The 11430-nt window shown below is 53.8% G+C and carries 8 protein-coding genes and 1 pseudogene; 2 read left to right on the forward strand and 7 right to left on the reverse strand.

What is annotated here, in order from left to right; all coding sequences use genetic code 11:
- Positions 1-243: 243 nt before the first annotated feature.
- The 6 genes and pseudogenes from C476_RS18200 to C476_RS00060 form a co-directional block, all read right to left on the reverse strand.
- A complete protein-coding gene (locus tag C476_RS18200; RefSeq protein WP_008008576.1) occupies positions 244-1422 on the reverse strand; it encodes an O-antigen ligase family protein in 1179 nt (392 codons plus the stop codon).
- Positions 1423-1461: 39 nt separating this feature from the next.
- On the reverse strand, positions 1462-3273 hold the full coding sequence (locus C476_RS00045; protein ID WP_008008580.1) for an ABC transporter ATP-binding protein: 1812 nt from the start codon (positions 3271-3273) through the stop codon (positions 1462-1464).
- A 544-nt stretch (positions 3274-3817) separates the two neighbouring features.
- Positions 3818-4759, reverse strand: coding sequence for a hypothetical protein (locus C476_RS17635; protein ID WP_241430450.1), 942 nt, complete (start codon positions 4757-4759; stop codon positions 3818-3820).
- A gap of 660 nt (positions 4760-5419) precedes the next feature.
- Positions 5420-6168, reverse strand: a pseudogene (locus C476_RS00055) (NAD-dependent epimerase/dehydratase family protein).
- On the reverse strand, positions 6147-6323 hold the full coding sequence (locus C476_RS19615) for an NAD-dependent epimerase/dehydratase family protein (RefSeq protein ID WP_152418149.1): 177 nt from the start codon (positions 6321-6323) through the stop codon (positions 6147-6149). The pseudogene C476_RS00055 and the gene C476_RS19615 overlap by 22 nt, the downstream one beginning before the upstream one ends.
- The gene (locus tag C476_RS00060; RefSeq protein ID WP_008008582.1) at positions 6320-7813 is read right to left on the reverse strand and encodes a sugar transferase; all 1494 of its coding nucleotides are present in this window, start codon (positions 7811-7813) and stop codon (positions 6320-6322) included. Before C476_RS00060 ends, C476_RS19615 begins: the two co-directional genes overlap by 4 nt.
- A 209-nt stretch (positions 7814-8022) precedes the next feature.
- Here C476_RS00060 and C476_RS00065 point away from each other — a divergent pair, with 209 nt between their 5' ends.
- Positions 8023-9009: an SDR family NAD(P)-dependent oxidoreductase gene (locus tag C476_RS00065; protein WP_008008585.1), complete on the forward strand. Its 987-nt coding sequence runs from the start codon at positions 8023-8025 to the stop codon at positions 9007-9009.
- A 58-nt stretch (positions 9010-9067) separates the two neighbouring features.
- Here the strand turns inward: C476_RS00065 and aglF are convergent, their stop codons facing one another.
- On the reverse strand, positions 9068-9811 hold the full coding sequence (gene aglF, locus C476_RS00070) for a UTP--glucose-1-phosphate uridylyltransferase AglF (protein WP_008008587.1): 744 nt from the start codon (positions 9809-9811) through the stop codon (positions 9068-9070).
- Positions 9812-9949: 138 nt separating this feature from the next.
- Here aglF and aglM point away from each other — a divergent pair, with 138 nt between their 5' ends.
- Positions 9950-11233 carry a UDP-glucose 6-dehydrogenase AglM gene (gene aglM, locus C476_RS00075; RefSeq protein ID WP_008008589.1) on the forward strand — a complete coding sequence of 428 codons (1284 nt, stop codon included), beginning with the start codon at positions 9950-9952 and terminating at the stop codon, positions 11231-11233.
- Positions 11234-11430: the final 197 nt, after the last annotated feature.

Here is an 11430-nt window from a genome sequence, read left to right on the forward strand (position 1 = left end):
AGTTCCGTGAGATCGTGCTGATGTGTCTCGTCTACAACATAAAACAGTACGTGACCCGCTGATTCCAACGCCCTATGGCGATTCAATAGAGCCCAATGTAGTGAGCCGATGCATAATCCGAGATGAGGAGGCGTCTTGGTGCACACTTGCCGCCTCCTCGTTCCTTCCGCAAACATCCCTCGATAAGCCGCCGCTGTCACGCGATTCGTCTCCTAACTAAAGACGGATGGTTCTCCCCCTTATCTAACTCGGGACCTTCTCCTTAGGTCCGAAAATGCCGTAGCCAAGTATGAGACCAAATAGAATTGAGAGAGTTGATATACCAAAGGCAGATGTTCCTTCAAACATAGATATTGTCGCGGTTGCGATCAGAAGGACGTATAGGACTGTCCCCGAGAGGTCCTTAGCACCCCACAGACTTCGCCAGATAGCAAAACCGTAGAGGAAAACATATGATAATCCAGATAATACACCACCAGATAATACCATTTTCAGATAAGAATTATGAGGTCCTTTTGATACAAATTCTCCATAATTACCTAAAACATTTCCAAGATCGGCTGGCCCATATCCAATGATCGGTTGATCTATAACGGCATGCACCGCCGCAATCCATAATTCTTGTCTCTGAGAGAGATCAAGGGAGATAGAGACGGGGCCAATCCCGAAAATAGATAAGAAACCAACCATTCCTAGAACCCAGCCCAGGACCGATGAATATAGTAGGCCTTCATCCTGAAAAAGAAGATAAGAAATAAACAAAGTAGTACCGATCAATAAAGCGGCAATTCCGGATCTTCCGCCGCTCAAATAGACTGCAATGCCATTTATTCCAAATGCAATAATAGACAACATGTGTTGTTGATATACTTCTTTTAGCAGACACAGAGAGGAGAGACAGCATACTAGAGAAAGAGTATTCGGATTGATGAAAATTCCAGAGAAGGTATTATATTCAAATCCAATCACCGGAATTGTTGAGGTAGTATGCCAAGATGAAATTGTGAATATACCGACCCCAAATTCGTTAATAAATAATGTTGGTGACGTCAATACCACCATTATTGTTGTGAGAATCGCAAACCGGTAGAATACTATATCAAAAGAAGCTATTTGAGGAATCCAAAATATGATTGCTACAGAGACAGTAAAGAATATAAAAAGCCGTTGGACATCACCTAGAGTTTGGTCAACGATCACTGCCAAGGACGTCATAAATACCAGAATGAGTAGGGGGAAAAGAACAGTGCGTGGGATGTGAAGTCGAGCCAGTCCGCTTCTAAATAATAAAAAGCAGATGACCGTTATTGAGGTTACTACCATAAGATAACCAATCATCTGAGGAACTACAGTAGATTGTGAAAAGAAAGACAGAATAATTGTAATAGGAACCATCCAATTAACGAGTCCTTCAGTATTCATATTCTGACCAGTCGAAGATAGAAAAGTGTACATAAGTACTTACTGAATTTGGGAAGAATAGAGGTTGTGATACTTACCGTGATTGGATAGTAATTCATCGTGCGTTCCGGATTCAATGATTTTCCCATTAGACATGGTGTAAATTCGATCGGCGTTCGTCACTGTCGATAGTCGGTGTGCGATTACAAGTATGGAATACTCGTTTTCCATTGATTCGATCCCTTCATGTACATCATTCTCAAGCGAAGTATCTAAATCACTTGTCGCTTCATCTAGGATGAGCAATTCTGCATCTTTTAATAATGCCCGAGCAATTGCTACACGCTGACGTTGTCCGCCAGATAATTTTACACCCTGATCTCCGAGTACGGTGTCGTATCCATCTGGCAAGTCGCTCAAAAATTCAGTCAGCTGTGCAATCTCACAAACTTTCTCAACTTCCTCTGCTGATGCATCACGCTTTCCAGCGGTCACATTTCGCCAGAGAGTGTCATTGAATATGTGGGGGTCTTGTCTGACAACCGTTATTCGAGACCGCCATTTTTGGATGGGAAAATTCGCTATGTTTTCACCATCGACTCGAATTTCACCATCATCTGGCTCGTACATTCTCGCGAGTAAAGAGGCTATTGTCGACTTCCCAGCACCCGAAGATCCGACAAATGCGACGAATTCGTCACTGCTGAAATTGAAGGAGATTCCCCGGAGAACTGTTTCATCACTCGAGTCGTAGCTGAACCAGACGTCGTCGAACTCGATCAGGTCGACCGAATCCGGAACCGGTTGCGATTGGACCATCGGCTCACGGTTCCGTTCGAGTTCCTCGATGAACTGCTGGGTCCGGACGAGGTGGGGCAGCTCACCCTCGACCCGGTAGATGTGTTTGTTCAGCGTACTCACCTTCGGGCCCAGACGGAACATGGCAAAGAGGAAGACGCCTAGTTCACCGACGGACATCGCAGAGAAGGTCAGGGCCAGATAAATGAGAACGAAGACCGTTACAGCAGTCGTAAGTTGGTAAAAATTCGTGATCGCAGATTCGTTTCGGAGCAGCTTGATCCGATTGCGCTCGAATTTATCGGTTGCCTTCGTAAACCCGGATCTGAGCTCTTCGATTAGTCCAAAGAGTTTGACTTCTCTGATCCCCTGGGTTCCGGCTTGAGCGTTCGTTTGAATCCCTTCTTTCGCGTCCGCAACCTCGTCACCGAGAGAATAGCCAGCATCGAGAACGTTTCTGAAGATAAAGATGATGACGCCGAGGAAGACACCGGTAACGATCGTCAGAACTGGGGCTAAGACGAACGCGAGAAGGAGATACATCGCTGCTAACAACCCTTGTTCGACTGAATGCAATGCAAATCTGATGACTCGGCCCGCATACTCCGCCTGAGTTACGATCGCGTTCAAAATATCGTCGGACCCCTCTTCGTCAAAATACGCTATTTCGGCTTCGAGCGCTCGGTTGAAGGCCTCTTCTTGGAGGAATCTCACGTAGCGGGTTTCGATGGCAGCACGAAACCAGCCGACTAAGAACGACGTAGTAAATCGTATCGTCATTATGGCTGTGACGCCCACTATGAGGTAGCTCATCGTGAACGGTACTCCTAATGCGTCGTAAATCGAGAGAAAGGTACCAAGAAGACCTCTTCCCTCTTCTACCGTAGCACCGGACTGAGCGACCTCGACGATCGGCGTGAGGAAACTCAGACCAAATCCTTCGAAGGCAGCCGCGATGATGCTCAGGGCAATCACAAGAACAGCAAATTTCGGTTGGAACTTCGCAACGCGCCACAGTGCACGTCCTTTTTCCCGCCAAGTGAGATCGATGTCGAGATCGTCTGTATCGGACATGGATGAATGAAATTTCGATAGGGCCGTTCGTTTAGGTATCGTGTGATCGACACTGAGGTTATAAAATACCGTCGTTATTCTGTTATCACTCCGGAAAAATACTTTTGGACCGCGCTCTCTAGTTGTCAGCCTTTGCCACCCCGGTCTTTCATCCATGCGTGGGGACTTAGCAGGCTTTCATCCCATCAGTGCCCAGACGCGGAGATCAATCAGAAAACGGAGAACAACAACTGATCGACAGAAGTCAGACGGAACGGGGAGATAACATAAATGATGGCTGAACTCACACAGTATGGTGTCAGCAACAACGAACCCGAGACGGAGCAGACGCTACCCACACGACCGCCAGACGCTACCAGTTCCGGGTCAGACGCTACCGCGCGGTCGCCGCCGTCCGGTGCTGTCGACAGTCGGTCAGCGAAGGCAATATGATGTCACACGCACTACCTGAAACACGATCTGATACCAGTCGACTCAATCTCCCGCCTCATTTGCCGCACCGGTGACCAGTCAAGTGCCCGCTGCGGAGCGCTGTAACGCAGAACTAAGCGTAACCTAAGTCTTTGAGACGCTGTTCAACGACCTCATCATCAATTTGGTCGTTGGTGACTGGAGCATCTGACCGAATCTCCCGGCGATTCTGAGCAGGAATCTCTAGCCAAGGAACAGTAATTAGGTTCTCAGCATACGTTCGCGGGGGATGACCAAACCCTTTCGCCGGAAAGGGGCCAATCCATTCTCCAAGCAAGTTTCCGTGGTCAGATGAGATGACGGTTTTGCCATCGAGATCGTTCAGTAGTGGTCGAATTTCCTCAAGAACGATTTCGAGATTTTCCTCGTACGCCTTTAGTACAGTTTTGTGATCAACATCAGTCAGTCTGAATTGGAGTTGTCGCCAGATATCTGGTGGCGAATCATCGCTATCATCGCTGTCTACACGATCAGGACCAATCCCTCCCTGTGGAAGGTCTTGCCCGGTTGGCCCAATAAACGGTACATGAGGTTGCATGAAATGACCAATGAGTCGTTTGTTAGGGTAGGTTTCATGTGCTTCTCGGACAGCATCTGCCATCTCTTCAGGAGGGACCGTTCCAAGCTCTGCATCCCATCTCTCTTCTAAAACGTTAATGGTCGCGTGGAAGGTATCTGGTTCGATTTCGTGGCTATATGGATTAGCTGTGACATAAATAGTATCATGGAACGCCTGATCACGGAAGTTTTGCTGGAGAAATCCGCCACTGTAACTACCCAGAGAAGTGCGTGATTCAAGTAACCCATCTATCGTGTTAACCCTCTCGAAAAGGTCATATCGACAGCCATCAAGAATCAGTAGCGAGTCCCAGTCTTTGTCCATTACATGTGTTCCTTCCGGAGGACCACGCCACTCGCCAATCTGAGAGTTTACTTTCTCACCGAAGAAGTGGTACAAAGACAACAACCGCCGAGGATCGGTCAGAAACATCTTGATCTTGTCCTTTCGATCCATTTTAAACGTTCCAACTGAGCGGGTTAAGATAATTATTGTGGTTCAGAACGTGTCAAAGAGGGTTCCATCCTGAGCGACGAGATAACAGTCAGGTGGCGGAGTACTCGTGTTAAGTAGTTCCAGCCCTACATCGCGTTCATCGTAATACGATCCAGAGGGAGTCGAAATTAAAGAGAGAAATTATATCAATCGCCCCATCCGCCTTTAGTTAGGCGCAAAACCGCATGACAGCGGTGGCTTATCGAGAGTTCTTTTCGAAAGGAATGAGGAGGCGGCAGGTGTGCAATCCGAAGCCTCCTCATGTGAAGTCGAACGCCGTCTCACTAACTTCCTTCCATCTGAAGCGCTCGAAGACCACGCCGATGCGAGTGGTCTGCATAAGTTCTGAACCGCATCAGGCCTCACTCAGAATCCACACTCTTCGGACGTAGTCTGTCCCTCTTTTAGAGGGGGCAACTGTTGCGCTGACCACTCAGTACCTCAACACGGGCGCGTCGGCCGCGGGGGCCACGCGCCCGATCTGTCGGAGGTCATCGCCGCCTGGTGACGGATCATCGCGTGGACGTGATATCCCCACCACCCTTGACCTCAGGGTAGACCGTCTGTGCGACGCATAAAACCCGCATGTGTCAGGCCGTACTCGAGTCGATCCCGTCCCGTTCACCCGCTCCCGACCCGGTGAATTCGACCACCGTCTCGAGCCTCGAAATATCGGCCTGACTCCGCTCGATGTCCCCGGGACGCTCCTAGACGTGAACGAACTCCGAGTCTGAGTCGGCCACGTCGCGCACGGTCTCGGCCAGCTCGAGCACCGACACGCTCTCGCTGGTCCCGGACGTTGAACACCCCGGTGACGTCCGACCGCGCCGCCAGCAGGTTCGCCCGGACGACGTTCCGGACGTGGACGAAGTCCCGCGTCTGCGAGCCGTCCCCTTCGACCGTGATCGGCTCACCGCTCGAAGCCTGCTCGACGAACACGCTGATCACCGCGCTGTAGTCGCCGGACAGCTTCCCTGGTCCGTAGACGTTGAAATACCAGAGCGCGACGGCCGGCAGATCATACAGCTCCGCGTACAGCCGCACGTACCGCTCGGCGGCCAGCTTCGAGAGGCCGTACGGCGACGTCGGGTCGGTCGAGGCGTCCTCGGGGATCGGAACCGCCTCCGGCTGGCCGTAGACGGCCGCACTCGAGGCGAACACGAACCGTGGCGTCTTCCGCGCGCGCACGCTCGAGCAATGTTCACGGTCGCAGTGACGTTGACGTTGTGGGTCTCCTCAGGCCAGCGTACCGATTCCTTGACGCTGATCAACGCCGCCTGGTGGAAGATAACGTCGACACCATTTGTTGCCCGCTTGAGGATATCGTCGTCCCTGATATCGCCCTCGATCAGTGTCGCGTTGGCCGACACATTCGACTCAGAGAGCCACTCGAGAGATCATCGATCACTCGGACCTCGTTCTCGCCGACAAGTGCACTCGCGATGGTACTTCCGATAAATCCGGCACCGCCGGTGATAAGGATCCGTTCACCGGAGATCGCTGGAAAATCATCCTGAGAACTCATTCGTCGGAAGCGAATTCTTTAAGGTCCGATAAGACTTTCCAGATTTGCCGGATGACGATCTTTACGTCGAACCAGAACGACTGGCGGCGAACATATTCAAGGTCGTAACGAAGCTTCTTCGCTGGCTCGTGACCAGTGACATCGTTGATCTGTGCCAACCCGGTCAGTCCAGGCTTCACGAACCACCGTTTCTCCCAGTCGACACCATCGCTTTGGATCTCGGAATCGAGTTCGGGTCGTTCTGGACGTGGGCCGACCACGCTCATATCCCCGGTGAGGATCGACCACAATTGTGGGATCTCATCGAGGTGGGTCTTCCGTAACATGCGACCAACGCGTGTCACACGCGGATCGACACCGCCAGCATCCTCCTCGCTGATCGTTACCCCGGTTTCCGACTCTGCGTTCTCGATCATGCTCCGGAACTTGTACACCGGGAACGATTCACCGAACACAGCAGTCCGTTCTTGCCGGTACAGGATCGATCCGCCATCCTCGAGCTTGATGGCTATCGCGATCATGAAAATCAGCGGTGCAAGTGCGAGGAGTCCCATACCCGCGAACACTACGTCGAAGAGCCGCTTGAACAGGTGATCCAGCGGGTCCCAGGGCTCGAGATCCACGTCCACCAGCTCTCCGACATCACCCTCCGAGACCAGCACGCTGTCGGCGTACTTCCGATGGACCTTCGCGTCCACACCGTGTTCATGACACGCATCGAGCGCGCCGAAGAACTCTGCACGGTCGGCCTGCCGGAACGCAAGCACCACTGTGTCGATATCGTATTCGACGAGCACGTCCTCAAGCCGCGAGAGACCACCAAGCCGGGACAGTGAGCCGATCATCCTTGGAGAATCTGTCTTACCCTCAAGGTCGGCGGCACCATTGTGGCGAAGTTCGATCCCGCCGTCAGTGACTGCCTCAGTGTCCGTCTCCGGCGTACTCCGAAGTGCATCTCGAGCCGCGGTGATCGTCGGACAGAGGTAGCCAATCACGGGTGTGTCGATCGCAGGTGCGATATCGTCGATCTGTGCGGGATCGTCACCGACGATCAGCGTTCGGCCGCCGGAGCCGTTCGGCCGGGCCCGGATCAGGAGGAACCAGCCGGGAAGCGCGACTAGAAGCACCACAACAATAATGACGAGCGTTGCTCGCGGCAGGCGGTGGGACCACTGAAAGTAGCCCAGCGTCGCCAGTGCGAGCCCGCCGACGAGGACGCGCTTCTGGGCGCAAAAGACTGTGTCAAGAATTCGACGTGGTCGGGGCTTGTACAGCGGCCAGACTGCCCCTGCGATCCCGAGGACGCTCAACGTCAGCGCCCATCCCAGCGATGTCCCATCGAGAACGGTTGGCTCGAGGCGGTCGAATAGTGGAACGACACTCGTGAATACGGATTGGGAGATCGGGAGGTTAGCTACGAAGACCGCGACGGCGACGAGCAACGCCGTGCCGACCGCACTTGAAACCCGATACCGCCATCCGGTAAGCATCTGCTTAGGGAAGGGTGCTACCCTAATATATAATCTTTGAAATATCTGTTTGTTCAATATAGAGTACATATAGGTTGTGGCCACGGCGGCTGTCGGTGGAGCAGAAGCGCCGCCAAACGTGGTTACTGAACTCGACAACAGGGCCGAGATCCTATCTGATCGTCATGAATACACATCGCTTTTGTAATAGCCACGGGACTTTTCATTCGATGGACGTACTCGTTACGGGTGGCGCGGGTTTCATCGGCGGCCACATCGCCGAAGCGGTCGCGAGACGCGGACATGACGTCACGGTCCTCGACAATTTTGAACCGTACTACGATCTCGGCATCAAGGAACACAATGTCGACGCTGCAAGAACGGCTGCAGACGAATCCAGATCGACTTACGAACTCGTCGAGGGTTCGATCACCGACGACTCGCTCGTTGACGACCTCGTCGCGAACGCGGATATTATCTACCATCAGGCTGCCCAGGCGGGCGTCCGAACGAGCGTCGAACAACCGCAAAAGGTCAACGAGTACAACGTTGACGGGACAATGAATCTCCTCGAGGCCGCACGAACCCACGATCTCGAGCGCGTCGTCCTCGCTTCCTCCTCGTCAGTGTACGGTAAGCCGGAGTATCTCCCCTACGACGAGGACCACCCAACGAATCCGGTCTCACCCTACGGGGTCTCGAAACTCGCGAGTGAACAGTACGCGCGCGTGTACAACGAAATCTACGGCCTTTCGACCGTCGCGTTGCGCTACTTCACCGTCTACGGCCCGCGGATGCGGCCGAATATGGCGATGACGAACTTCGTCTCGCGCTGTCTTCACGGGGAGCCGCCGGTGATCTATGGCGACGGCACCCAGACCCGCGACTTCACCTTCATCGACGACATCGTCAGGGTCAATGAACAGTTGCTCGAGGACGACAGCGCCGACGGCGAAATCCTCAACGTAGGCTCGACGGACAACATCGACATCCGAACCCTCGCGGAAGTCGTTCGGGATGAAATCGATCCATCCCTCGAACTCGAGTATGATGAGGCCCGCGAGGGCGATGCCGAACACACCCATGCCGACATCTCGAAGGCAAACGATGTACTCGGCTACGAACCTACTGTCGACATTCGAGACGGTGTCTCGAAGTTCATTGAGTGGTACCGCGAGAATCAGGAGTGGTATGATCCGCTCGTCCGGTCGTCCTAACGCGCTCTACGGGTACTTAGCAAATAACAGGTCAGACTGGATAGCCCCTCCCGAGTAGCTAATCGGAAGCGGCCTCAACGGTTGCAGTAGTTTCCTCTTGTAGCCGCTCTTCAGCCTCGTCCCGATCCTCCGGATACCCGACGTCGATTCGCCACCCTTCGAGTCCAATCGCATCGATCGTCCGCCCCGACTGGATCAACAGATCAATTGCCTCGCTGATCTCATACTCGCCGCGGTTCGACGGCTGCACTAGGTGACAGGCGTGGAAGATCGCCGGCGTAAACGTATAGAAGCCAGTCATCACGAGGTTAGATGGTGGATCCTCGGGTTTCTCGACGACATCCGTGATCTCGCCGTACTTGTTAGTGTCACAGACCCCATATCGCGACGCTTCCTCCCACGGCACCTCCTCGACGAGGAACGCTGCATCCGCACGATCCTCTTGCTGGCGCCGGACGACATCCTCGAGATTCGCGTTGAAGATGTTGTCCCCGAGGATTAGCATGAAGTCGTCGTCGACATACTCTTCGACGGTCAACAGTGCGTGTGCGAGTCCCTTCTGTTCGCGCTGGTGGGCGTACGTGATCGGCACGCCGCGGTACTCGTCGCCGTAGTGGTCGATAATCTTCTCTTTGAGGTAGCCGACGACCACGACGAACTCGTCCGCACCGAGATCGACGAGATTGTCAAAACAGTGCGTGAGAATCGGTTTTCCATCGACTTCGACCATCCCCTTAGGTTTGTCTTCCGTGAGCGGCCGGAGCCGCGTTCCTTCCCCCGCAGCGAGAACGACTGCTTTCATTACGTCTCAAATGATAATTCTACCCGTATGGCTTTTCTGGTTATCGCATAGTCGGAGTCCACACTACAAAGATCCACTCGAGATCGTACGGAGCCGCGACCACAAGAACGATTTACGCGGAAGCGGCTGGTTCAGGTAATGCATATTACAGTCATCGGGAGCGGCTACGTCGGAACGACGATCGCTGCCTGTTTCGCGGAGTTCGGCCACGAAGTGACCGCGATCGATATTGACGAAGATATCGTCGCAACACTCAATGACGGAGAGGCACCGATCACTGAACCCGGACTGGACGACCTTCTCGAGACCCACGCCGGTGACCGCCTCACGGCGACGACCTCCTACGACGCTGTCCCCGAATCGGATGTGACTTTTCTGGCGATCGGCACGCCGTCGAACGACGACGGCAGCATCGATCTCGGCGCGTTAGAAGCAGCCGCCGAGGCAACCGGCGAGGCACTCCGCGAGAAATCAGAGCGCCATCTCGTCGTAATCAAGAGTACGGTGACACCACCGGGTATTCCGGAAAAACTCGAGCCGGCGATCCGCAATGGCGCCGATAACAACGACGCCGTCGAAGTCGGCATGAACCCCGAGTTCCTTCGAGAGGGAAGCGCAGTCACCGACTTCCAGAACCCAGACAAGCTCGTCTTTGGCACGAACTCCGAGTGGGCATCGAACCGCCTTCACGAGGTATTCGAGCCGGTACTCAACGCCGAGACGCCAGTCGTCGAAACTGACCCCCAGACGGCCGCGATGATCAAGTACGCGAATAACGCGTTCCTCGCGTCGAAGATCAGCCTGGTCAACGACCTCGGAAACATCTGTAAAGAGTTCGGGCTCGACGCCTACGAAGTGATGGAGGCCATCGGCCTCGATGATCGGATTTCAGAACAGTTCCTCCGCAGCGGTGTCGGCTGGGGCGGCTCGTGCTTCCCAAAGGACGTGAACGCAATCATCACAGCCGCACGCGAGGAAGACTACGATCCCGCACTCCTCGAGGCCGCTATCGAGATCAACGACCGCCAACCGAGACGAATGCTCGAGTTGCTCACCAATCACGTCGAACTCCAGGGCGCTCGAATCGCGGTTCTCGGTCTGTCGTTCAAACCAAACACCGACGACATTCGAAACTCGCGTGCGATTCCGGTCATCGAAGCACTTCGCAGCCACGGTGCAGATGTCACTGCCTACGATCCAGTTGCCGCCGACGAAATGGCCGACCGGTTCCCCGATATCGACTACGCACCGACGGCCGCGGATGCCCTTCGTGATGCGGATGGAACTCTCATTGTCACCGACTGGGATGAGCTCCGCGAGCTCGATACTGAATTCGACGAGATGGCAACACCGGTCGTTATCGATGGTCGACGGTGTATCGAACGACGTAATGGAATCGTCTATGAGGGGCTGACCTGGTAGCGATTATCGTATACCTACACTGGTTCTGAGCCCGGAAGTAGTCCTTCAGCGATCATTGCGAATCAGCCATCTTTCAGCAAACAGTAACGTCAGAACGCTGAATATCGCGTAAACAGCCTCGGGCACGGTGGCCCGAGGCTTTTGTAATTTCCTCAGCCGTGCGCTAGCACTCCCTGCTCGGCAAGCGAGCGGGATGA

Source organism: Natrinema limicola JCM 13563 (assembly GCF_000337475.1).
GTDB lineage: Archaea > Halobacteriota > Halobacteria > Halobacteriales > Natrialbaceae > Natrinema > Natrinema limicola.

Coding starts and splice junctions, on each gene's coding strand:
- C476_RS18200 (WP_008008576.1), bottom strand. CDS start 1,422: ATGAATACTGAAGGACTCGTTAATTGGATGGTTCCTATTACAATTATT.
- C476_RS00045 (WP_008008580.1), bottom strand. CDS start 3,273: ATGTCCGATACAGACGATCTCGACATCGATCTCACTTGGCGGGAAAAA.
- C476_RS17635 (WP_241430450.1), bottom strand. CDS start 4,759: ATGGATCGAAAGGACAAGATCAAGATGTTTCTGACCGATCCTCGGCGG.
- C476_RS19615 (WP_152418149.1), bottom strand. CDS start 6,323: ATGAGTTCTCAGGATGATTTTCCAGCGATCTCCGGTGAACGGATCCTT.
- C476_RS00060 (WP_008008582.1), bottom strand. CDS start 7,813: ATGCTTACCGGATGGCGGTATCGGGTTTCAAGTGCGGTCGGCACGGCG.
- C476_RS00065 (WP_008008585.1), top strand. CDS start 8,023: ATGGACGTACTCGTTACGGGTGGCGCGGGTTTCATCGGCGGCCACATC.
- aglF (WP_008008587.1), bottom strand. CDS start 9,811: ATGAAAGCAGTCGTTCTCGCTGCGGGGGAAGGAACGCGGCTCCGGCCG.
- aglM (WP_008008589.1), top strand. CDS start 9,950: ATGCATATTACAGTCATCGGGAGCGGCTACGTCGGAACGACGATCGCT.